We start from the raw sequence: 23,898 nt of genomic DNA, 5'->3' as shown, positions 1-23,898 counted from the left end.
GCATATTGGTTGCGGAATAAGTTGCTATAACACTCATGGTTGTTACGTTTACATCAGGTATCCGTCGCGATGGCGACGTTTCAAACGATTATCAGCGGAGAAAGAGAAGATGAAGCGCGGTGGGGTGGTACTGAGTCTCTCTGTGGCTCCTCGATAAGCCAGCGTCCCCGAGGCGTCCTCGGGGATGAAAATAAGTACCAAAAAAGAGTAAGGTTAGACTAGCGCCAGACTCCCCAGTCGCCCGTTGTGCCGGGCTCTTCGCCACGTGTCCACCACTGTGCGGTCCATGCGCGGCCTTTGTGAGTCACTTTCTCTCCCTCAGAATAAGCCCGCTTAGCTGACCAAGCATTATCGGGCTGTGTTGGAGGAGGCGTATCCCCTTTGACTAAAGATAACTGATAGTTGAAGTTCGCCGCTGGAGCATGAACTTGATTCCTATAGATGTTGGATGAGTCGAACATGTAGTGGTTCATTTCAGCATGCCAGATTCCAATAAACCAAGATCCATTGGTGACGCTGTTAAATTGACCAGCCAGTTCTGCTGACCAAATCTCTTCACTGGTATTGTTAGCCGTGATTGCCAACGAGATGTCTTGCTGCTCGCTGCCGTTTTTATCAAAAGTACGAAAACGCACAGTGTCGCCAGACTCCAGAGGTCCAAACCCTTGTGGAACGAAATACCCTAGTGTGGAAAGATCGTTACCCGGATCGGTGGGGTCGGTTGGCTCAGTCGGTGTGCTGCCATCGCCACTGAAGGTAATGTCGCTACAATTGTAGAATCCTTCACCTGCGGGGTCTTCACGTTGCCAACGGGTATAGAGAACGGCATGCCCGTTTCTACCAGCGGGTAGAGTAACCGTAATTCGGTACTTTTGGTTTGCATCGACGGCGACATTACCTGCAGTATCAACCAAATCTAAGTCTGCCCATGTGAGTGGCTGGCTATTGTCGTATTCGGGCTTGCTCAGATAAAACTCCCAGTACGACGGGTTGTGTGGCGCTGTTGCGTTAAACACCAACTCAAATTGATTGCTGGCATCTAATGACAGCGCTGTTTTCTGCCAATGCGGTGAAGCAACATCGAGCCCAGCTTTCGCATTATCTCCGCCACTACAAAGTGTTCCGTCTCTAACAATGGCTTGTACGTGGGCCATATCTCGGTAGTTGGCGACATTTGCAGCTACCTCATTTCTCTGAACAAAGGGATAAGCACCAGACTGGTCGAATGCGGCCTGACAGGCTGAATTAGGGATACGATCATCCCAGAACCCACCATCAAGATAGCAAATATTTTGACGTGCGTTCGGGTACTCAACCCAGCCATGAGCGGCGACGTTGACTGAAGAGAGGGCCGTTAGACAACCCAAGGTAGCTAAACTGACATTCAAACAGGATTTCATAATTTTTCCTTGTAATAGTGGTAGAACAATTGAAAGCACTTGTAGCGCGCTAACAGCGATCTCAACCTAGCAAGTAATTTATAAATTCGTGATGTAATGTGGCTAATCCTTGGGCGCTTTGATGTCAAATTGCCATATTGTTCGCATGGATAAGTAATGTATTGCTGAACGTTGGTTTTCCTTTCGAGTCACTTCAAATAATTTTGTTGTTGTTTTGAGTCATGATTCGTCGCAGAGCGTTAGACCGACATTGACCCAATGAAAGCAGGCCGTATCGTGTTTTATTTTAAAGTGTGAAATAAATCCGTGATAAGCATACAAAGAATGGCTCTTAAACTAGGGGGCACAAAGCAGGTGGGTTATCTTTGCAATTGTGTAGGCGAGCAACTAAAGCTTAATACTGCATGATGATAAAAATAATCAAACAAAGGTTGTCCTATGTTTAAAAACTTGTCTTTAAAAAATAAACTGGCGTTGTCAGCCAGTGTTGCCATCATCGTGGGTGGTTTGTTGGTCGAGTTGCTGTCTTTTCGGGCGTCATTACAACGCTTAGATATCGAAGTGACTCAACGACTAGAAAGTTCTACCGCTTCTTATAACCAGTATGTGTCGGATTGGATTGAGTCGAAAGAACGAGCACTCACATCAATCGTACCGGATGCCAATATGGCGTCGATAGTGAGCAATCTCAAACAGGTGAAAAACTCTGCAGGTTTAGACAATGTGTTCCTCGCCTACCCTGACGGTTCTCAGGACAACGCCAATGGTGTCGTCCTCCCTCCAGGGAACGATGATCCGCGCAAATGGGGGTGGTATATCAATGCGATGAAAAATCCATCAAAAGTCTTTATGGACAACCCAACAGTAGCAGCGGCAACGGGGGCTAATGTGGTCTCTTTAGGCAGTGTTGTTAGCCTGGGTGGCGAAAACGTGGTGTTAGGAGCGGATGTTGAAATTACCGATATTATTTCCGGGCTAGATAAGGTAATCCTTCCAGGTGAAGGGTACATGTTTATTGCCAATCAGCAAGGCAATGTCTTTACTCACAAAGAGACTAAATTGCTAAACCAACCTGTTCAGCAGCTTGGTTTAGACTTCGGTGTTATCCAGCAAGCGATGAGCTCTGGCAGTGACGTTTATACAGATGTGAATGGCGAGTTAAGTGTTGTTTACGCAGCGCAAATTCAAGGGACGCCGCTTATCACAGTCACCGTATTGAATCGCGAGTCGCTGGTGGCGCCTTTATACAGCGCAGTGTGGGGGCAAATCGCAGTGACTATTGTGGTGGTCATTGTCTGTACTTTCTTGTTTAACATGCTGTGTGGCATCTTGTTCCGCCCACTAACCAATGTATCAAACGCGCTCGAACAGATTGCGCATGGTAGTGGCGATCTTACGCAGAGACTAAAAGTGGACAGTAACGATGAAGTCGGTCAGCTCGCCAATAATTTCAACACTTTTGTTGGTAGTATGCACCAGCTCATTGCGCATATCCGCGAACAATCACAGCAATTATCACAGCAATCGGAAGTCAGCAACCAACGTGCGAATCGAAATGTCGATGAGATAAACCACCAACAGCAGGAAATCACTATGGTGGCAACGGCTGTTACTGAGATGGCGTCTGCTACTGCCGAAATTGCTTCCCACGCAGAGCAAACCGCACAATCTGCACAAGGTTCGGCGAAAAGTACAGAAAATGGACGTGCGGTTGTGCTTGAGAACAAAAACTCGATTAACCGTCTTGCTAACGAGCTGCAAGAAGCGAGTAATGTGGTCGGAGAGTTAAACCGCCACTCTCAGGATATTTCTACGGTTCTGGCAACGATTCAGGGTATTGCTGAACAAACCAACTTGCTGGCATTGAATGCGGCTATTGAGGCTGCACGTGCTGGTGAGCAAGGGCGAGGCTTCGCGGTTGTCGCTGACGAAGTGCGAGTGCTTTCACAACGAACACATGATTCAACCGAAGAAATTAAAGCAACGATCGATACATTGCAAGTCACAACCGGTAGCGCGGTTAAATTGATGGAAAACAGTTCTGCTCTGGCCACGCATTCTGTCGAAGATGCTGATAAAGCGAGTGTGGCACTGGAAGAAATCAATACGGCAGTGCGGACCATTAGTGACATGGCGACACAAATCGCAACGGCGGCAGAAGAGCAAACCCATGTAACAAACGAGATCACACAAAATATCACCTCGATTAAAGATGTCGCTGATCAGTTAGTGAATAGTGCTCAGGAAAGCTCTCAAGAAGCGGGCACAGTGAAGGGGTTGTCTGGCGAGCTAATGGCTAAGGTTTCGACATTTAAGCTCTGATATATCAATAAATTACATCTTGACTAAGGCACTCATTGAGTGCCTTTTTATTCACATCTACAACGCGACCTGTTCAATTTTCTTTACTCTAAAATTGTTATGCAATTGATTGCTTATTTGTTTTTTCGGCATATGTTTGTTTTTGGGACCACACAAATAAACAAAAAAAGGAATAAACAATGAAGACAAATTTATGCAACGTTGGGTTGGCTATCGCATGTTTCTTCACTCCCATCGTGATGGCAGATACAGCGTTGCCCGTCATTGCTGATGAAGTGAAGTTCACTATGTCAGATGCAGAATTGACGGGTATGTCGAGTCAGCACTTGAGTCAGATAGTGAAACATGAAGGGGCTGAATTCATTAAATTGCACTTCAAAAAACTCTCACTTCCGAAAGGGGCGATTCTACGACTTACATCTGCCACTACGGATGAAGTCGTTGAGTATAGTGACAGTCAGCTAGATTGGTTTGCACAATCTATCTCAGGCGATGCACTTGTTATTGAACTGATAGCGAATGAACAAGGCCTGCAAGGACAGTTTGAACTCGATTATTACATGGCGGGTAAAGACTCGGCTGAACAGGAAATGTCGACCCTATCCACTTGCGGAGTTAACGAACGAAGAGATGTGGCGTGCTGGCAGGACTCGCATCCAGAAAAAGTCGCATGGACAACCCCAGTCGCACGATTGTTGATCAATGGTCGTAGTCTATGTACTGCATGGCGGGTAGGCCCAGACAACCGGATGTTTACCAACAACCATTGTGTGGATAGTGAAACGGAACTGAAAAATACCGAGGTCTGGTTTAACTACCAACGCACAACGTGTAATGGTGCGATGTCGACCACTGTTAAAGTTATGGGTGATCAGATACTTAGTACAGATTATGAGCTGGATTATACGCTGTTTACCGTTGCTGATTTCGCCAAAATTGCTTCGTTTGGTTACCTAGGTCTGGACGCTTCTGAGCCGACCTATGGCGATGGTATCTATATTCCTCAACACGGTTCAGGTAACCCGAAAGAACTCGCTATTGAAAGCGATCAAAATGGGTCTGGACTTTGTCAAATCGATGTCGCTTCAGCCAATGGCCGTGGAGCCAATACCGATACAGGTTACTTTTGTGACACCATAGGTGGCTCTTCAGGCTCCCCTGTGCTCAAAGCCAGCAGCAATAAAGCGATTGCGCTGCATCATTTTGGTGGCTGTGAAAATCAAGGAGTGAAAATCAGTAAAATCTGGCCGAAAGTCGCGAGTCACTTTAACAACACTCTGCCCGATGGCATGGTTGAGCAACCTGGAAGTGATATTACTGAGCTGAGTTTAGATACTCCGTTGTCAGGCCTGACACTAGCAAAAGGTGAGCAGAAAATGTATGTCCTGCGCTCAGATAAGAGAACGTCTGATGTTACTGTGTCGATTGCCTCGGGAACTGGTGATGCTGATCTTTATGTTCGTTCAGGACTTCAACCAACCAGAAGTGCCTACGATTGCAGACCATATCGCTCAGGTAACACGGAGTCGTGTGACGCAGTGAAGGCAGGTGAAGACCTCTATATCATGCTCAATGCTTACAGTAATTTTTCGGGTGTGACATTGTCAGTCACGGCAAAATAGTCTGAGTCAAGATAGGGGCAGTTCTGTGCCCCTATTAACTAATCCATGTATTGATAAAAAGATGACAACCTATTGTTACGCTTTGGTGTAAGACGAATAATTCTCAAAATGTAAATAAATATCCTAAGTTTTGGTGATTTTATAAAAACTCCATGGAGGAGAAAATGAACTGCACTAAAACGCTTTTGGCGATGACACTTTCTACGGTTGTCATCCATGCACATGCAGAAGATAAAGTATGGATATCAATTGGTGCTGATGCCTCGAAAACGGTAGCGAAATCAGGAGCACAAGCTGTCCTACCGGATTCACTGGCTAGCAGTGGTGAGGTTTGGGTCGGTCAGGTCGATGAAACTGAACTGGCTGAATTGTCTCACAACATGCATGAAGAACATCATCGTTGCGGCGGCTACATGGTTCACGCTTCAGCGCAGAGTGCGATGGCGGCGAGCGCGATGCCACTGGCCCTCAATACTTTTTCAGCGCCCGCTATTTCTCAGCAAGCTACTGTTAATGCCTGGCTACCTCAGGTTAACCCAGCACAGATCACTGGTACCATCAATTCGCTGACGAGCTTCAACAACCGTTTTTATACCACAACTTCTGGTGCTCAGGCTTCTGATTGGATTGCCAATGAATGGCGTGCTTTGGTTTCAGGTATTTCTAATGCCAGTGTGGAGCAGGTTTCTCACGCAGGTTATAACCAGAAGTCTGTAATTTTGACGATTCAGGGTTCAGAAAGCCCTGATGAATGGGTTGTGATTGGTGGTCACCTAGATTCGACGATTGGCTCACGAACGGATGAACACACGATTGCCCCCGGTGCTGATGATGACGCTTCGGGCATCGCAAGTGTGACGGAGATCATTCGTGTGTTAGCCGAAAACAACTTCAAGCCTAAACGCTCGATGGCCTTTATGGCTTATGCCGCTGAGGAAGTTGGGTTGCGTGGTTCTCAGGATATCGCCAACGCCTATAAATCTCAGGGCAAAAATGTTGTGTCTGTCCTGCAATTGGATATGACGAACTATCAAGGTTCTGCACAAGATATTGTCTTTATTAACGATTACACCGACAGCAGTCTGACTCAGTTCTTAGCTAATCTACTCGATGAATATCTTCCATCACTGAGTTATGGCTATGATCGTTGTGGTTATGCGTGTTCAGACCACGCTTCTTGGCACAACGCAGGGTATTCTGCCGCGATGCCTTTCGAGTCCAAGTTCAATGACTACAACCCTAAGATTCACACCTCTCATGACACTCTGGAAAATTCGGATCCAACGGGTGCTCATGCAACCAAGTTTACCAAGCTGGGCCTAGCTTACGCCGTTGAGATGGGTAGTGCTTCTGGTGGCACACCGCCCCCTCCAACTGGCAATATTCTTAAGGATGGCGTTCCAGTTGCTGGTCTATCGGGATCAACAGGTAGTGAAGTTGCTTACCGTTTTGAGCTGACATCGACAAAAACACTCGATATCAAAACATCGGGTGGTTCGGGGGATGCGGATTTGTATGTCAAGTTTGGCTCAGCAGCCAGTAAACAGAATTGGGATTGCCGACCATACCGCTATGGAAATAGCGAAACTTGTACATTTAGTAACGCGACTCCGGGGACGTATCATGTGTTGTTAAACGGATATTCTTCATTTAATGGTGTCACGCTTGAAGCTTCGACACGATAAGCGCAAATAACGAATGGCTCACTGTTGAGCCATTCTTGTCCAGTATTTATTGTTAAGGTTTTGAATATATGAGGTATATAGTGCGAATTATCCCGCTTTAATCCTCTTTTTCTCCGCTAACAATATAATAAATTTATATAATAATGGTTGTATATATTTGTGATATCAAGCTAAGGTAATTAGGTTGGCTGGGTGTAAAGACGGTTTGAAGGTGGGCATAAGCTCACGATTTGCCGATTATTCGGCAAGCCATATACGAATTAAAATGCAAACCGGAATTCATCCTTACGTTCTTTATATCGCTCGTTCAAGTAGTGAGGAGGCGTAATGAATATAGGTTTTAAAACGCGTATCTATCTTGGTGTTGGGTTGCTAGTGACGATTTCTCTGATTGTCCTTGGCACGCTCAATATTCTATCCATGAAAGAAAAAATGGTCACGGCTTTGGTCAATGAGACTGAAAACAAACTGAGTTTTCATGTGACCGAACTCGAACAGTTGATGCAGTTCCGTATCAATGCAATAGCCACTGGAGCAGAGCAATTTACTCCTGACCTTTCTGACTCTGAAAACCAGAAATTGGTCAATTTGCTTGCCAAAAGCACTGGGATTTCCAATGTCATCATGACCTATGAGGACGGACGGAACTATATGTCTGTCGAGAGTAGTAATCGATTCGACTTCAGGACCCGTGATTGGTACAAAGCAGCCAAAACAGCTTCTTCTGTGGCGTTGAGCGATATTTATCAAGATAAAGTCACCGGAGAAAAAGTCGTCAGTGCCACTATGCCAGTGAAACAAGGCGGTCAAGTTGTCGGCGTTTTGCTCGGTGATATCCAGTTAGGTGAAATCATCAGCACAGTGAGTAACATGCGTTTTGCTGGTGGTGCAGCAACGCTGACCGACCAAAATGCGGTGTTTTTTGCTAGTGATGATCCCAATGATATTGGTCGGACACCATCTCAGGTTAGCCCGAACTTTATTGCCATGGAGCGGATGTTCAGCTCACGGCAAAATGGTCATCTAAACTTCCCGTACCTTGGCATTCAGTTTGATGGCTATTTCCAGCGAGTGAATCTGACAGATAATATGTACTGGACTCTGATGGTGTTCGTTGACCAAGCGACCGCATTGGCACACGTTGACAAAGCTGAGCAAGAATCGATCATTACCGGTTTCCTACTGTTTCTTGTCAGTTTTGGCGCAATTTTTGTCATTCTTCACTACGCCTATAAACCACTGCTCGGCCTAAAGTCAGCGGTATTGGATTTGTCTCAGGGTAATGGGGACTTGACCCAGCGTCTTGAGATAGCCAGTAATGATGATCTTGGACAGATTAGTCTGGGTTTCAATCAGTTTGTAGAAAACCTTCAGCAGATGATGTTGCAAATTTCAAATGCCAGTGAAAGTATTTCGTCTAGCCTCGTTCAGCTTGGTCAAACGGCGAGAGAGAACGAGTCGAAGCTTCTCAATCATTCTAGTGAAACAGAGCAGGTTGTGACTGCTATCACCGAGATGAGTGAAAGTGCACGCAGTGTGGCTGAAAACGTTCATCAGTCCAATCGTATTACTGAAGCGGCGAGCGGCGAGGCACAGTCTTCCTTGAATATCGTCAACAATGCAGTGTCGACGGTCAGTGCTTTAGTCACGGAAGTTGATGATATGTCAAACCGAATTGTCAGTATGAAGCAGGATGCCAATCGTATCAGCGATGTATTGACAGTGATCGGTGAAATCTCAGAACAGACCAATTTGCTGGCATTGAATGCGGCTATCGAAGCGGCACGAGCAGGCGAACAAGGTCGTGGCTTTGCTGTCGTTGCCGATGAGGTGAGGGCGCTCGCAGCTAGGACACAGAACAGTACGACTGAGATTTCCGATATGTTGAGCCAACTACTTGATGGTACCGAAAGCGTCGTTCGCGCCATGGAGGCAACGAAGGAGCAGTGTGAGACCACCGCGGAGAAAACGTCAGAGGTGTCTGAAAGCCTCGGTATGATGACGGTATCCGTCAAAGAGATTGACGATGTCAGTACACAAATCTCAGCGGCAACCGAAGAGCAAAGCACGGTTGCTGAAGAGCTAAGTCGCAATATGCTCTCCATCAGAGAGATTGTTGAATCGCTAGTGACCAGTGGTCAACAAACTGTCTCAGCAACGGAGTCGCTCAGTGAATCCAATCATGAACTAGAAAGGTTAGTCGCCAACTTTAAATTACGATGACACTTTTAAGCCACCAGGAGGTGATGTATGAATCATGCAGCAACACTCGAGAAAGATGGCTTAAAAGCGAACGCGTTATCGCCTTATTATGTAGAGAAATATAATGAGGTGATACGCCGTTTCTTTAGTCGCGATAAACAGTTATGGCCTCTGTTTTCTTGTCCGGAAGTGAGTATGCTGGCGAGTAGAAAGTCGCCATTTTCTAATGAAGATTACCGTCAGCTGGTAAAAGCTTTGTGTCAACGACAAGATATTCCCGAGCAAATGAATGCCCCGACGGAAGCCTTTGACCCGCTTGCTTTGTTTGTCGCCCATCATAGTAAAGATTGGCAAGATCCAAGGTCAGTGGAAAATGTTATCTCTACCCCCTGTGACCCAGCGATTCACGGAGCGATGTTGGCAACAATCAAAAACCCCAATTTGGTCTATAGCGAATACGCCGGTATGGCTATAGAGTTGGAGAGAATGGTCGTGCGTCAGATTGCTCAACTAGCAGGCTATGATCCCCAGACTGCTGGCGGTTTGTTTACCCAAGGCGGTACTTTTTGCAACCTATATGGTTACCTGTTTGGCATGCGTAAAGCATTCCCAAAATCGAAATCTGAAGGGGTGGCGGGTCGGCGATTTTGTATGGTCAACTCCGAATCAGGTCATTACTCGAACATGACTAACTTGTCTCTTCTAGGGATTGATCTCGAAAGGCAGGTAATTCGGGTTCGTATTAATCGTAACAACCAGATCTGTCTCAACGACTTAGAACGACAGTTAGAAACGTGCTTTAAGCAAGGCATTGCTGTCCCTACCATTATGCTCACCTGCGGTACGACTGACACGTTTGCGATTGATGATGTTCAACAGGTGCGCCAGTTGTCTGAACGCTTGTGTCGTAAGTACGAAATTATTCGCAAACCCCACATCCACGTGGATGCAGCAGTTGGCTGGAGTTTGCTGTTTTTTCTTGACTACGATCTTCAAGAAAACCCCCTAGCAATAAATGAAGCGACTCTCACCAGTCTACGCTATTTAAAGAAGATGATGGCAGGCCTAAAAGAAGCTGATTCATTTACCGTCGATTTTCAAAAGTGGGGCTATGCGCCCTACACCTCTAGTCTATTGATGGTGCGAAACAAAAATGATTTTGAAGATTTAAGACAGGAGCCAAGCTACTTTTCTTACTTTGAAACTCAACTTCAACAAAAGACGCATCTTCAGTCTACGATAGAGTGTTCACGTGGTGCGGTAGGCGTGTTTTCTGCCTATTCGGCATTACAGTTTTTGGGGAAAGAAGGCTATCAGGTGGTGCTTGCCCATGGGCTACAAAATGCCAACTATCTGCGTATGAAATTGAGGCAGATGCCGGGCTGTAAGGTTGTTTGTTCTGGTAATCATGGCCCCTCAGTCGCGTTGCGACTTTACCCCCAAGATACGACCTCAGTCCTACACCTTTATGAAACTGAGCTCGCGATTAAGCAAAGCGACTCTGCCGTAGATGATTTAGTTAAGAACACGCTTTACCACAGAAATCACTTTCTTAAACGACAAGGGCAAGGGTTGAATACAAACTGGGTCGAGTCGATCGCTCATACCGACTACGATTACCAAGGATACTGCATAGCGTTGCCTGGCGAGAAGGCGGTGTTTCTTAACCCGTATACCTCCCGCAAGCATATTGATGAGTATTGCCGTTTATTTGGATAGAAATTCAGAGAATGGATGATTTGAACACTGCGGCTAACAGATGAACTAATCTTTATATATGAAGATTTGTTCGTCTGTTGTTATGAAGATAAATACAGCAAAAGTAATTATTGGCTTAACCTGCTGTTTTTCGTCCAGTGTGATTGCTGAAACCGTTCGGCTGCTTGAGCTAGATTGGTCTAGCCAGCGAGTGCTTACGCACGTATTGGCAGAGATCTTACAGTCAAAGCACGTCAATACTGAAGTCATTGCCATTTCTTCAACGCCACAATGGATGTATTTGAGTACAGGTAAAGCGGATATTCAGGTGGAAGTTTGGGAAGGGTCAATGGGGCCTCAATACCGAGAATTGCGAGACAAATCTTTGATTGAAGAAGGTACCACCCATCAAGCAAAGACACGAGAGGAATGGTGGTATCCAGATTATGTTGAAACCTTGTGCCCAGGGCTTCCGGACTGGAAGGCTCTGGAGTCATGCTTTTCCCTGTTCGCAGAAAATGGCGAGCAGGTAGGGACCTTTTATACAGGACCTTGGGAGAAACCCGATAACGCGAGAATCCGAGCTCTTGGCCTCAATTTCAAGGTGATTGTGCTACCCAGTGGGCAAGCGATAAATCAGAAAATTCATCAGTATGTGACACAAAAAAAGCCTCTGCTTATTTTCAATTGGACACCCAACTGGGTAGAGTCTGTCTACGCAGGAAGCTTTATTGAGTTCCCTGCCTATACACATGAGTGTGAAGAAGACCCTTCTTGGGGGACAAATCCTAAATATTTGTGGGATTGTGGTAACCCATCCGGTGGTTGGCTGAAAATTGCCATTTCTAATCAGCTTAAAAGTCGTTCTCAGTGCGCTTACGAAGTGGTGCAACGCTTTCAACTTAACAATAGAGATATCGCGATGGCAGCCACATTAGTGGATGTTGAGAATCTTGATGTTCAAGGGGCTGCGAAGGCTTGGATCGAACGCAATTCAGAGTATGTTCAACAGCTGCTGGGGTCGGTTAATTGCCAATAAGTGTTTGTTTGCATCAATGTTGGCAATCGAATGTGATACATCGATTGCGCCCACTTAGCTTCGCTTGGTAGAGTGCTTTATCGGCGCTTCTGAACATACCATCCCAGTCTGCTTGAATGTCTTGGTAATGGCAAAGCTGAGTTCCGATCGAAATAGTCACCGCAAGGTTTTCCTCTCCTACATTAACGCTATGATCTTCAACGCTTTTCCTGACTCTCTCTAAGGTTTCTTCAACGCCATGTGCGCTATCGATAGGAATGATTAGGACAAACTCCTCTCCGCCCCAGCGAGCGACAATATCGTGTCCACGGGTATTTTTCTTTAGTTGTTTTGCTGTTGCCTTGAGTACCGTATCACCCACATCATGGCCGTGAGTGTCATTGAATTGCTTGAAGTGGTCAATGTCGATAACACTCAGAGCGTAATAGTCACTCTTTTTGACTCTATCAGGTTGAGATAACCAGTATTCAATATAACGTCGATTGGCTAAACCAGTCAGTGAGTCCGTCGTGTTTTGATTTTTTAGCTCTTTGGTAATCCGTTTCATCTTCCACAGACGTCGACTAACGAGATAGGCTAATGCGAAGAAAAAGATAATAAACAAAATTTCACGAGTACGTTGAGAACGCAGATTGGTTTGCTGCAATTCATTTTGTGCCTCTAGTAACTGTATTTCACTTTTGTTTAATTGCCTTTCAAGTGCGTTTTTTTCACTCAAGATTTCAGCATCGTACGTCTGACGATAGAAGTTTTGACGTACCTGTGATAGCAATTTCATGTAAGCCAAAGCTTGTTGATAATTCCCCTGTGCCTCATAGGCTTTGACTAATGTGTTGAGAGTTTGAATTTCCCAAACCACTTCGCTGCTTTCTGAGGTGTGCAATGCGTCAAGAACCCGTTTCGCGTAATCGATACTGTTTTGGTAGTCTTGAGCAACGAAACTTGCCTCTGAATAGGCTTCGTAGCAAGTCGCTAAGGTGAGATTTGACTGGGGATCGAGAGCCTGACTTTCTTCAATACATTGCTTGGCGAGTGTGAGTGCTTGTTGTGAATTTCCGACGTCACTGTATCGCTGTGACATATTTGATAACGTAGAAAACTTAATCTTATCTGACCCTGTATTCTCTGCTTCTTTGAGTGCCATTAGCATGTATTGTTCAGAGCGCTCCTTTCTGCCCATAGCAAAATCAATGGCACTGACATTGGAGTACATAATGGCTTCAAACAAGCTGTTGTTGTAACCTTGTGTTTGATACAGCGCTAGCGCGCGTGTGAGGTATGTGTTGGCACGCTTCCACTCGCCTGACTGCATGTAGACAGTTGCGATATTGTTGAGTGTCATGCTCGTTTGGAAGTCATCCCCGATTTCTGTCATGACCTCATAGGCGGTTTTATAATAATTGAGGCTGGATTTAAGATTTGAGCGCTGAGCCTTAACGTTTCCCAGCCAACGATAAGTGCGACCCAGTAACCTCTTGTAGCCAATATCCCTAGCAATTGGGATCACTTCGTGGAGCAGAAATTCCCCTTCCAAAAGTAGATCTGATTCAATCAAGTGAATGGCTTTGTTTAGCATCGCTTCTGCACTAATCCACTCAATTTGGCTGTTTTCGCCGAGTTTGAGCAGTTCAGGAATCTTGGGTGTTCTTAATCCCTCGTATTTACGGAGATTTTTGAGGCCGAAATAATAAAGGGCTTGTTCAGATACTGATGCGTTCGGTGGCAATTCAATATGTGAAAGTTCGACTTCTCCTGGTTTGCAAAGTGAGTCGTAATAAAAGGTCAACAGCGCTTTATGTTCAATATTCGTGTGTAAGTAAAGATAATCGCTATCCGTTTGGATATGACACGCGGCCAAAGCGGGCAAGGGGAAAGTGAAAATAAGAATTGTGACAATTAACACAAGGTTCGTGGGCATTATTCACCGAGTCAAAAGATACCGATAGCTCATAGTTAAGTTTATCACTATCTATATAGTCTGCCTAACCACAGAAAAGAAAAAGCCAACTCTTTTGAGCTGGCTTTAGATGTTGATGTAAAACGAGCGGCTTAAAAAGTGTAGTTCAACTGAGCACCGACCAACCAAGCACGGGTATTGACCGTCGCTTCGATATTGTACTCATCAACAACAGCTTGAGATTCATTGATTGCTGTCTGCATACCGGTTAAATAGCCGATAGATAAATCGAGCTTTAGCTGATCCGTCGCTGCGTATGACCCTCCGAATGTAAACCAGTGTCGATCAGTGTCAGGTATTGACAGTGAACTGATCTGATCGACAGGTGAAAGGTCATACATATAACCTGCCCGCAACTCAATATCTTTGTTTAGTTGGTGTGTGATTCCAACAGAAATATGACCTGCATTCTTCCATGCATAATCTTTAATCGATGCGCTGTAATGCTCCGAGGTCAGCTTATCAAACTCAGACCACGCAACGTACTGTAGGCTGTAGTGTGCGGCCCATTTTGCGTTGAGTTTGTGGTAGCCGGAGAACTCAATGGTGTCAGGGAGAGGAATATCGACACTATCCGTTTTCCCTTGCTCCCAGGCATACACATTTCCATCGGCTGTTAGCTCAGGACTGTATCGATACGACAATCCAAATCGGTTGTCTTCATCAACAAGATAGGCAACACCTAGATTGAAGCCAAGTCCTACGCCGTTTGCATCAATCCGAAGAGGGGTAGCACTGTTCGGTGTCCGAGATATCTCGCCCTCTCCGTATATAAGATCGATACCGCCGCCAAGGGACCAAGATTCATTCAACTGGTAGGCTGCAGAAAAGCCTGCATTAATGCTGCTAAGGTAAGTCTTACCACCAAAAATAGGGGCCTCAAAGCTATCTTCAAATTCAACGTCGGTACCGAAGTTTGAATGAATCGTCGCGCCTAGTGTCCAGTCTGTACCCTCTAGTGGGTACACCAGATGAGCATTAGGAATAAAGGTGTTGTTGTCCAGCCCTGTATCGCCAATTGCCTGTGTAGAAGCACTAGGCGGAGTGTAGCGGATGTTGCTGAAGTCTACTTGGCTGGCAATATTCACTGCACCAATAGAGAACATCGGCTTATCGATTAAACTCATCGCCGCCGCGTTTTTCGCTACAATCGAGGCATTATCCGCAATGATTGCATCACCCGCGAATGCGCGCCCTAAACCGGTTGCCGATTGAGCATTAAGTTGAAAGCCTGCGGCATGTGCTTGTAATGTTGCCGATAGAGCTGTGAAGCCAAATATGATTTTTTTCATTCTTCAACCTCGTCGTTGCTATCTACAATATTGATAAAATCACTATCATCGAGTGTTATAACTTTGCCCTTTGTTTGAATCATTTCTAAAACGGCATCTTGTTGTGTTTGACGAGAGTCCTCTACGGCTTCTATCTCTGAGAAAGATGGCAGCCCAGTTTCATCCATTGGGCCTTCATATGGGAATAGGAACGTGCCGTGACCTCCGACCGTTGCCTTAATGACCCCCCGTATTCCATTTGAATCGCTTGTGGTATCCAAGATCGAGTTGAGTCCAAGAGCGATAATCAAAGGGTCAGTACCCGTCATGACATTGTTATCGGCATGGTTCGGAACGACGGTATCTGGCATGTACTCTCCGACTTCACACTGGGTACCACAATCACCAACGGCTTCAATAAGTAAAGTTGGCTGTTTAGCTTCGCGTTGGCGAGTGACCTTTCCAGCGGGATCGGAACCATCAATTGTTTGCTGGACGCCATGTTTTAAAACTGGAATTAAAGCGTCAAAGATCTCGTCTTCCAACATTTCAATGCTGTCGCTTAACGGACCACTGTGATTATCGAGTTGAGTAATACACTCTTCATTGCTTGTATCAGCCGTACATAAATTAGGTATCAAGGTTTCTGCGATGGCGCGTTGAACATCCGCTGATTTTTTCACGGACGCTTCCATTTCCGATCCAAGTGTTAAAGATGACAGAGTCAGATTAACTAGGCCTTGGCCCGGTACTGCATAGTTTGAGGTTTCTAATTCTAAACCTCTGATTTGACGGCTATCTTGATCATATGTCGCCTCTGTGGTCATCACCGACATAATTCCACCCAGAGAAACGCCTACGAGGTGTGCCTCGCGATTAGCGTTTGGGTTGCCGAAGTTCATCGCCCATCTAAGGCCAATAAAATCGCTAACCGATTGGTGCAGGTTGGAACGTAAAGTCAAAGGGGAGGTTATATTGATAAAATAGGATTTGTCTGCACGGGCGCTAATAGGTTTTCCTCCCGTTGGGCAGTATGCATCTTCTGGGTCTATATAGTCAGAGGCATCACATACAACCCTCTTTCCGTGATAAGGCATATCTATTGCGGCAAAAATGTATTCTTGGCCGTCCTTGACATATTTTTTACTTACTAAGGATGCATCGTCTTTACTGCCCGTTATACCGTGAATAAAAAGTACGGTTGGATTCGATGTATTTTCAATGTAATCGATCGCATCATCTTTGGTCGTTGTTTTACCTGTGATGAAAGGCAAATAAAAGTCAACAGGTATGATGGTAGAGTTGTCGTTGTGTATGGCAATCTTCTCTGTCCGGCTAGTCTTGGAGAAGTATTGCTCCGTTAGGTGTTCGCCATTGACTCCTGTCATCCATTTGTACATTGATGGGCAGTTAGATATAGGGTCATAGCGGTCGAGTATGCAATTTTTATCAACGGCAGTATCCTGCGTTAATGGCAAATAATAGTTAGCAATCAAGTGAGCTCGGACTACAACATATCGATCCTCTGGATCCGCGGTAGGAAGTCCTTTCTTTTCATATTCGACTGCGCTCCAATCAATAGAGGGTTTATCTATTAGTGTTTGAGTAATGACGTTGTCTATAACCGAGTAGCTATTTTGAGTGGTAAATTTAGCGGCATAAACGAGGTCGTGGTGATTGTCCCTGGCGTGGTAAATATCGACGGCCTCTTGGGTCGTGCTTTGCAGCCATTTCTCATGCTCATCTAGCTCACTTGGATCCGCAGTAAGCAGTTGAGTGAATCCACGCGAAGGTTGCAATGGTTTGCCTTGAGTGGTTTTCACTCCATCGGTTACTGCGAGGTAATAGGGAGTACTAGGTTGCAGTGCAGCACGACACTGGATAGTCAACTGACGGCCATCACTTGTCAGTTTTGTGTCGTTGATTTCACTTCCCGAACTATCCAGTAGTAGTATGTTACCCTCCAGCGAAGACGAATCTATGGCAGGTACTTGACCCGAATTGACGCTATCAAGTGGAATCACGATAGGTTCAACACATAGCCCCCAACCATCAACCGCAGCAAGACTGGTCTCAAAACTCTGGTAGTAGGCCTCGTATTCTTCATTGGTCGAATAGCTCAGAGGAGATGCAGGTTCATCGGGTAGAGAGAGGGAACCATCGTCATCGTATCCATAGCCATCATTTGGCATTGGAACGTGATTTAATGCAAAAGGAATTTCTACCGCAATGTTTTCTGTGGTGCTTTCTTCACCATCGCAACCAGTGATTACAAATGCGGCAGAGAGTAATACTGCTAGTATATGGAGCTTTCTCATCATAGAGGTGCCTATACAGTTGTGGGGGTAGCGGTATATCAATGTGCATACGGCTCGCTCACAAATGATTAAGCTTAAAAAAGCTAAGAAAAAACTAAAAATCTATATTTTTCATTTATTTGGCTTATGTTGCCGGTGTGTTAATTATTTGGGGAAGGTGGGTGAGGGGCTGAGTCCAAAATGGGGCATAGAGCACATTGCTTGTGCAACAGAGTGATTAACCTCACAGAATGCTATTTTTGTAAGGGTAATGTAGCTAAATGTTAGGTTGCTTACATAACTTTTGTTAAAATTTCTGCAAAATATCCAGAATAAGATGCTAAAAAGTTGCAGCTTATCAGATAAATAGGCACTTCAATCTGAACCTAAAGAATTTCTTATTCAAATACACTGGTAATCATTTCTTTAGTAGTGTTTTTTACCAAAATGTCGCACTGATCGGAGAATTAAACGATTTTTCGCTACATTTTTATGGCAAATTAATCCAATGATTGATAATGTGTGCCGCAATCTTTGTGCGATTTTAGATTTTTATGCTTAAATTTTGAGCTAAACAGATCTAAATCACTGTCCGTTCTAGTACCGTGCAAAGAAGTCATGGATGCAAATGAAAAACTTGGAGTTTTACACATGTATAAGAACAAAATTACGCGCGCTCTATTTGTTGGCGCGGGCCTCTCTTTAGCTTTAACTGGTTGTGGCGACAAGCCAGAAGAAAAGCAAGCTGCACAGCCAGTACCTACTCCTGAAGCGAAATCAGACTCTCAGAAAACTGAACTTGCTGACGTACAAGAAATTGTCCGTGGTAACGGTACCGAAGTGGCGACAATCGACCCACACAAATCTCAAGGTGTACCAGAGTCTCACGTCATTCGTGATCTTCTAGAGGGCTTAGTGAATCAAGATGCTGATGGTAATACAGTTCCTGGTGTTGCAGAATCTTGGGAAACAACAGACAACAAAACCTTCACTTTCCACCTACGTAAAGACGCAAAATGGTCAAATGGCGATCCTGTTACGGCTGGCGATTTTGTTTACAGCTTCCAGCGCGCCGTTGATCCAAACACAGCTTCTCCATACGCTTGGTACATGGAATACACCAAGATGTTGAACGCAAAAGACATCGTTGCAGGCAAAAAGATAAGAGCGAATTAGGTGTTAAAGCAGTCGATGACCACACGCTGGTTGTTGAACTAGATACCGCTGTTCCTTACTTTGTCATGATGATGGGTCACACAACAGTGAAACCTGTTCATAAAGCAACAGTAGAGAAGTATGGTGATCAGTGGACGAAACCAGAACACTTTGTTGGTAACGGTGCATTTGTTGTCGACAACTGGGTTGTTAACGAGCGCTTGGTACTTAAGCGCAATGAACAATACTGGGATAACGCAAACACCAAGCTAAATAAAGTAACTTTCCTACCTATCGAAAACCAGGTAGCTGAAATGAACCGCTTCCTTGCTGGCGAAATTGATGTTTCTTACGAATTACCTGTTGAACACTTCAAGCGCCTTAAGAAGGAGCACCCAGAAGAAGTATCGGTGACGGGCAACCTATGTACTTATTACTACAGCTTCAATACTAAGAAACCACCATTTGACGATGTTCGCGTTCGTAAAGCCATCTCTTATGCTATTGACCGTAACATTGTAACTGACGCGATCTTAGCGCAAGGCCAAAAACCTGCTTACTTCCTAACGCCTGAGATCACCGCTGGATTCAACCCAGAAATGCCAGCTTATGGTCAAATGACTCAAGCAGAACGTGATGCAGAAGCGGCACGTCTTCTCGCTGAAGCGGGCTATGGTAAAGATAACCCACTGAAATTCAATCTGCTTTACAACACTTCTGAAAACCACAAGAAAATCGCAGTAGCACTAGGTTCAATGTGGAAGAAAACACTGGGTCTAGAAGTCACTCTAGAAAACCAAGAGTGGAAAACTTACCTATCTTCCAAGGACTCAGGAGACTTTGAAGTTGCTCGTGCAGGATGGTGTGGTGACTACAATGAAGCGTCTTCATTCCTAACACTTATGAAGAGTAACAACACCACGGGTGGTGTTCACTACGGCAGCAAAGAGTATGATGAAATCATGGCTAAAGCGATTGCATCGACTTCGGAAGAAGAGCGTCAAGCACTTTACCTAGAAGCGGAAAAGCTACTAGCGAAAGATATGCCTATCGCCCCTATCTACCAGTACGTGAAATCACGTCTACTTTCTCCTAAGGTTGGTGGCTTCCCAGCAAACAACCCAGAAGAGAAGATCTACTCTAAAGATCTCTACATCGTCAAGTAACTCTTGAACTGATCGAACTATAAAAATATAGGCCTGCATGTGAGAAATGACATGCAGTGCCTTTCTGCAATCTGAATTCGTAGAAATTCGGTTGTTTCTTCATTTTTAACTGTCACAGACTGAAAGAGTGAGTTTATGCTTAAATTCATCGCGAAAAGGATATTTGAGGCGATCCCAACTATGTTGGTTCTGATCACTATATCTTTCTTTCTTATGCGTTTCGCACCGGGTAACCCATTCTCGAGTGAACGTCCATTACCGCCAGAAGTTATGGCAAACATTGAAGCTAAATACGGTCTAGATAAGCCTGTATTTGAGCAATACACCACGTACTTGACTAACGTTGTCCAAGGTGACTTTGGTCCGTCGTTTAAGTACCTAGATTACTCTGTAAACGAGCTCATCTCGGTCGCGCTACCGGTATCGGCAAAGGTAGGTTTTATTGCCTTTATTTTTACCGTTATTATGGGAGTCACCGTCGGGACTATCGCAGCGCTTAAGCAGAATACTTGGGTAGACTACACCATCATGTCGACCGCCATGTTGGGTGTCGTGATGCCTTCATTTGTGCTAGCACCAGCACTTATCTATTTGTTCTCACTTCATTGGAACCTATTTCCTGCGGGAGGGTGGCAAGACGGCAGCTTAAAATATCTAGTGCTACCAGTCATTGGCATGTCACTGCTCTACGTAGCGACATTCGCTCGTATCACGCGTGGTTCGATGATTGAAACACTGAACAGTAACTTTATCCGTACCGCTCGTGCGAAAGGTCTAAGTTACCGCTACATCATTGTAAAGCATGCTCTTAAACCAGCACTTCTCCCTGTTGTGTCTTACATGGGCCCAGCATTCGTAGGTATCATCACAGGTTCGGTAGTTATTGAAACTATCTTCGGCCTGCCGGGTATCGGTAAGCTTTTCGTTAACGCTGCATTTAACCGTGACTACTCGCTAGTAATGGGTGTAACCATCTTGATTGGTTTCCTATTCATTTTATTCAATGCGATTGTCGATATCTTACTTGCAATGATTGACCCGAAAATTCGCTACTAACAGGGACGTTTGGTTATGTTAACGAAAAAAGAAAACCTAGAAGCGATTGAAAAGTTCTCTGAAAACTTAGAGATCGAAGGTCGCAGTCTATGGCAAGACGCTCGTATCCGCTTTATGCGTAACAAAGCGGCGATGGTGAGCTTGTTTATCCTATTCTTAATGACGCTAGCGGTAATCGTTTTACCGACTATGGCGCCATTCACTTACGATGATACTGACTGGTACGCAATGCACGTTGGTCCGAACGCAGAGCACTGGTTTGGTACCGATAGCTTAGGCCGTGACCTTTATGTTCGTACCTTAATTGGTGGCCGAATCTCACTGATGGTCGGCGTGATGGGTGCGTTTGTCGCGGTATTGATTGGTACGCTTTACGGTGCAGCTTCTGGCTTCATCGGCGGTAAAGTAGACCGAATCATGATGCGTATCCTTGAGATCCTTTACGCAGTACCGTTTATGTTCCTAGTTATCGTACTAGTTACATTCTTCGGTCGTAATATCATTCTTATCTTCGTTGCTATCGGTGCGATTGCATGGCTAGATATGGCACGTATTGTTCGTGGTCAAACCCTTAGCTTACGCAGTAAAGAGTTCATCGAAGCTGCACACGTTTGTGGTGTGAGTAAGTGGAAGATCATCACTCGTCACATCGTTCCAAACGTACTGGGTATCGTAGCGGTTTACTCAACGCTTCTAATCCCAAGCATGATTCTGACTGAATCATTCCTATCATTCCTTGGTCTTGGTGTTCAGGAACCAATGACAAGTTGGGGCGCACTTCTTCAAGAAGGTGCACAGACAATGGAAGTAGCAATCTGGCAGCTAGCATTCCCTGCAGCGTTCATGGTTGTGACTCTATTCTGCTTCAACTACGTTGGTGACGGCCTGCGCGATGCGCTGGATCCAAAAGACAGATAAGTAAAAAGCAATAAATTATAAAATCTATAAAGATTAAGGAAGCAATGATGAGCTTATTAGATGTCAAAGATCTGCGTGTCGAATTTACCACTCAAGACGGTATTGTTACCGCAGTCAACGATCTAAACTTTTCTCTGAACCAAGGCGAAACTCTCGGTATCGTGGGTGAGTCTGGTTCAGGAAAATCGCAAACAGTATTCTCTATCATGGGTTTATTGGCGAAAAACGGCATTATCTCAGGTAGTGCCAAGTTTGAAGGTAAGGAAATCCTTAACCTTCCAGAAAAAGAACTGAATAAAGTACGTGCTGAGCAGATCGCGATGATCTTTCAGGACCCAATGACGTCTTTGAACCCATACATGAAAGTCAGCGATCAGCTTATGGAAGTACTGATGCTTCATAAAGGTATGGGCAAAGCTGAAGCGTTTGAAGAGTCGGTACGCATGCTTGAAGCCGTGAAGATTCCGGAAGCACGTAAGCGTATCACTATGTACCCGCATGAGTTTTCAGGCGGTATGCGCCAACGTGTAATGATCGCGATGGCACTACTATGTCGACCTAAACTACTGATTGCCGATGAACCGACAACCGCACTGGATGTTACCGTTCAAGCGCAGATCATGGATTTGCTTAATGAGCTGAAACATGAATTCAATACAGCCATCATCATGATCACTCACGATCTGGGAGTGGTTGCTGGGTCATGTGACAAAGTGCTTGTTATGTATGCTGGCCGTACCATGGAATACGGTACTGTCGATGAAATCTTCTACAAACCAAGCCACCCTTATGCTGAAGGCCTACTCAAAGCTATCCCTCGTTTAGATACGGAAGGTGAGATTTTGCCGACGATTCCGGGTAACCCGCCAAACTTGCTACGCCTGCCAACTGGCTGTCCATATCAAGAGCGTTGTCACCGTGTTATGGCTCGTTGTAAGCGTGAAGCGCCAATCCTGACACCATTTGGTGATGGTCGTCAGCGTGCATGTTTTTCAGAATGGGAGGCTTGGGAAAAATGAGTGCAGATAAAAAATTAATTCTGGATGTATCGGATCTTAAAGTTCATTTCAGCATTGCGTCTAAGTCCGCTTGGCCTTGGTCTAAGCCATCGAACCTGAAAGCCGTTGACGGTGTTAATGTGCGCCTTTATGAAGGTGAAACATTAGGGGTAGTAGGTGAATCGGGTTGTGGTAAATCGACGTTTGCACGCGCCATTATCGGTCTTGTTGAAGCGACCGATGGTGAAGTGGTTTGGCTGGGTCAAGACCTGACTAAGATGCAAGACGTGCAGCGCCGTGAAACGCGTAAAGAAATTCAGATGATCTTTCAAGATCCGTTAGCATCACTTAACCCACGTATGACGGTTGGGGACATCATCGCCGAGCCTCTGGAGACTTTCTATCCTGAGTTGTCAAAAGAAGAAGTAAAAGACCGCGTTAAAGAGATGATGGCTAAAGTTGGTCTTCTGCCTAACGTAATCAACCGCTACCCTCATGAGTTCTCAGGTGGTCAGTGTCAACGAATTGGTATCGCTCGTGCACTTATCCTCAAGCCTAAGATGATCATCTGTGATGAGCCGGTTTCTGCTTTGGATGTGTCTATTCAGGCTCAGGTTGTCAACCTTCTGAAAGAGTTGCAAAAAGAGCTAGGGCTGTCTCTGGTCTTTATTGCACACGATTTATCAGTAGTTAAACATATCTCTGACCGCGTATTGGTAATGTATTTGGGTAATGCTGTTGAGCTGGGTGAAGCCGAATCGCTATTCGCTGATCCTAAACACCCATATACACGGGCTTTGATGTCAGCGGTGCCAATTCCTGATCCGCATCTTGAGCGCAATAAGCAGATCGAAATGCTGGAAGGTGATCTACCATCTCCAATCAGCCCGCCGTCTGGTTGTGTATTCCGTACTCGTTGCCCTCAGGCAACAGAAGCGTGTGCTAATACGAAACCGTCTATACAGGGCAGTGATGTTCATGCCGTATCTTGCCTGCATGTCAGTGTCTAGCCTATTCAGCCTGTGACGGGCTTAAGCGCGGCCTCCTTCGGGAGTCGCGCTTTTTTACTTCAAATATTTCGAACAACAAAGCCAACTTATTCTGCTTTAGAG

14 protein-coding genes and 1 pseudogene are annotated in these 23,898 nt (G+C 45.2%); 11 read left to right on the top strand and 4 right to left on the bottom strand.

Annotation, left to right across the window (positions count from 1 at the left end; translation table 11 throughout):
- Positions 1-218: 218 nt before the first annotated feature.
- Positions 219-1,400, bottom strand: coding sequence for a lytic polysaccharide monooxygenase (locus tag KW548_13035; protein ID QXX06045.1), 1,182 nt, complete (start codon positions 1,398-1,400; stop codon positions 219-221).
- 438 nt (positions 1,401-1,838) lie between these two features.
- Between KW548_13035 and KW548_13030 the strand changes: the two genes are divergently transcribed.
- The 6 genes from KW548_13030 to KW548_13005 all read left to right on the top strand — a co-directional run bounded on the left by KW548_13030 (position 1,839) and on the right by KW548_13005 (position 11,968).
- Positions 1,839-3,722, top strand: a complete 1,884-nt coding sequence (locus tag KW548_13030) for a methyl-accepting chemotaxis protein (GenBank protein QXX06044.1) — start codon at positions 1,839-1,841, stop codon at positions 3,720-3,722.
- Between the two features lie 179 nt (positions 3,723-3,901).
- Positions 3,902-5,344 (top strand): trypsin-like peptidase domain-containing protein, encoded by a 1,443-nt coding sequence (locus KW548_13025; GenBank protein QXX06043.1) that lies wholly within the window; start codon positions 3,902-3,904, stop codon positions 5,342-5,344.
- Positions 5,345-5,508: 164 nt separating this feature from the next.
- The gene (locus KW548_13020; GenBank protein ID QXX06042.1) at positions 5,509-7,029 is read left to right on the top strand and encodes a M20/M25/M40 family metallo-hydrolase; all 1,521 of its coding nucleotides are present in this window, start codon (positions 5,509-5,511) and stop codon (positions 7,027-7,029) included.
- Positions 7,030-7,356: 327 nt separating this feature from the next.
- The gene (locus tag KW548_13015) at positions 7,357-9,252 is read left to right on the top strand and encodes a methyl-accepting chemotaxis protein (protein QXX06041.1); all 1,896 of its coding nucleotides are present in this window, start codon (positions 7,357-7,359) and stop codon (positions 9,250-9,252) included.
- A 27-nt stretch (positions 9,253-9,279) separates the two neighbouring features.
- Positions 9,280-10,950: an aspartate aminotransferase family protein gene (locus tag KW548_13010; protein QXX06040.1), complete on the top strand. Its 1,671-nt coding sequence runs from the start codon at positions 9,280-9,282 to the stop codon at positions 10,948-10,950.
- 58 nt (positions 10,951-11,008) lie between these two features.
- Positions 11,009-11,968, top strand: a complete 960-nt coding sequence (locus tag KW548_13005) for an ABC transporter substrate-binding protein (GenBank protein ID QXX06039.1) — start codon at positions 11,009-11,011, stop codon at positions 11,966-11,968.
- 13 nt (positions 11,969-11,981) lie between these two features.
- Here the strand turns inward: KW548_13005 and KW548_13000 are convergent, their stop codons facing one another.
- The 3 genes from KW548_13000 to KW548_12990 all read right to left on the bottom strand — a co-directional run bounded on the left by KW548_13000 (position 11,982) and on the right by KW548_12990 (position 17,514).
- Positions 11,982-13,886, bottom strand: coding sequence for a GGDEF domain-containing protein (locus tag KW548_13000; protein QXX06038.1), 1,905 nt, complete (start codon positions 13,884-13,886; stop codon positions 11,982-11,984).
- 131 nt (positions 13,887-14,017) lie between these two features.
- The gene (locus tag KW548_12995) at positions 14,018-15,217 is read right to left on the bottom strand and encodes an outer membrane protein transport protein (protein ID QXX06037.1); all 1,200 of its coding nucleotides are present in this window, start codon (positions 15,215-15,217) and stop codon (positions 14,018-14,020) included.
- Positions 15,214-17,514, bottom strand: coding sequence for an Ig-like domain-containing protein (locus KW548_12990; GenBank protein QXX08068.1), 2,301 nt, complete (start codon positions 17,512-17,514; stop codon positions 15,214-15,216). The genes KW548_12995 and KW548_12990 overlap by 4 nt, the downstream gene beginning before the upstream one ends.
- A 630-nt stretch (positions 17,515-18,144) precedes the next feature.
- Between KW548_12990 and KW548_12985 the strand changes: the two are divergent.
- From KW548_12985 to oppF, 5 genes and pseudogenes are all read left to right on the top strand, one after another.
- A pseudogene (locus KW548_12985) lies at positions 18,145-19,814 on the top strand (oligopeptide ABC transporter substrate-binding protein OppA).
- 135 nt (positions 19,815-19,949) lie between these two features.
- On the top strand, positions 19,950-20,870 hold the full coding sequence (gene oppB / locus KW548_12980; GenBank protein ID QXX06036.1) for an oligopeptide ABC transporter permease OppB: 921 nt from the start codon (positions 19,950-19,952) through the stop codon (positions 20,868-20,870).
- A gap of 15 nt (positions 20,871-20,885) precedes the next feature.
- Positions 20,886-21,788 (top strand): oligopeptide ABC transporter permease OppC, encoded by a 903-nt coding sequence (gene oppC, locus KW548_12975; GenBank protein ID QXX06035.1) that lies wholly within the window; start codon positions 20,886-20,888, stop codon positions 21,786-21,788.
- Positions 21,789-21,832: 44 nt separating this feature from the next.
- Entirely contained in the window at positions 21,833-22,807 is a 975-nt protein-coding gene (locus tag KW548_12970) for an ABC transporter ATP-binding protein (GenBank protein ID QXX06034.1), read from the top strand.
- Entirely contained in the window at positions 22,795-23,796 is a 1,002-nt protein-coding gene (gene oppF / locus KW548_12965) for a murein tripeptide/oligopeptide ABC transporter ATP binding protein OppF (GenBank protein QXX06033.1), read from the top strand. Before KW548_12970 ends, oppF begins: the two co-directional genes overlap by 13 nt.
- Positions 23,797-23,898: the final 102 nt, after the last annotated feature.

The organism is Vibrio neptunius (genome assembly GCA_019339365.1).
In the GTDB taxonomy this organism is placed as follows: Bacteria; Pseudomonadota; Gammaproteobacteria; order Enterobacterales; family Vibrionaceae; genus Vibrio; species Vibrio neptunius.
This window is presented reverse-complemented; position numbering and strand designations above follow the sequence as displayed.

Excerpts from the sequence above, each read along its gene's own strand:
- KW548_13035 (QXX06045.1), bottom strand. The coding sequence starts at position 1,400 with ATGAAATCCTGTTTGAATGTCAGTTTAGCTACCTTGGGTTGTCTAACG.
- KW548_13030 (QXX06044.1), top strand. The coding sequence starts at position 1,839 with ATGTTTAAAAACTTGTCTTTAAAAAATAAACTGGCGTTGTCAGCCAGT.
- KW548_13025 (QXX06043.1), top strand. The coding sequence starts at position 3,902 with ATGAAGACAAATTTATGCAACGTTGGGTTGGCTATCGCATGTTTCTTC.
- KW548_13020 (QXX06042.1), top strand. The coding sequence starts at position 5,509 with ATGAACTGCACTAAAACGCTTTTGGCGATGACACTTTCTACGGTTGTC.
- KW548_13015 (QXX06041.1), top strand. The coding sequence starts at position 7,357 with ATGAATATAGGTTTTAAAACGCGTATCTATCTTGGTGTTGGGTTGCTA.
- KW548_13010 (QXX06040.1), top strand. The coding sequence starts at position 9,280 with ATGAATCATGCAGCAACACTCGAGAAAGATGGCTTAAAAGCGAACGCG.
- KW548_13005 (QXX06039.1), top strand. The coding sequence starts at position 11,009 with ATGAAGATTTGTTCGTCTGTTGTTATGAAGATAAATACAGCAAAAGTA.
- KW548_13000 (QXX06038.1), bottom strand. The coding sequence starts at position 13,886 with ATGCCCACGAACCTTGTGTTAATTGTCACAATTCTTATTTTCACTTTC.
- KW548_12995 (QXX06037.1), bottom strand. The coding sequence starts at position 15,217 with ATGAAAAAAATCATATTTGGCTTCACAGCTCTATCGGCAACATTACAA.
- KW548_12990 (QXX08068.1), bottom strand. The coding sequence starts at position 17,514 with ATGAGAAAGCTCCATATACTAGCAGTATTACTCTCTGCCGCATTTGTA.
- oppB (QXX06036.1), top strand. The coding sequence starts at position 19,950 with ATGCTTAAATTCATCGCGAAAAGGATATTTGAGGCGATCCCAACTATG.
- oppC (QXX06035.1), top strand. The coding sequence starts at position 20,886 with ATGTTAACGAAAAAAGAAAACCTAGAAGCGATTGAAAAGTTCTCTGAA.
- KW548_12970 (QXX06034.1), top strand. The coding sequence starts at position 21,833 with ATGATGAGCTTATTAGATGTCAAAGATCTGCGTGTCGAATTTACCACT.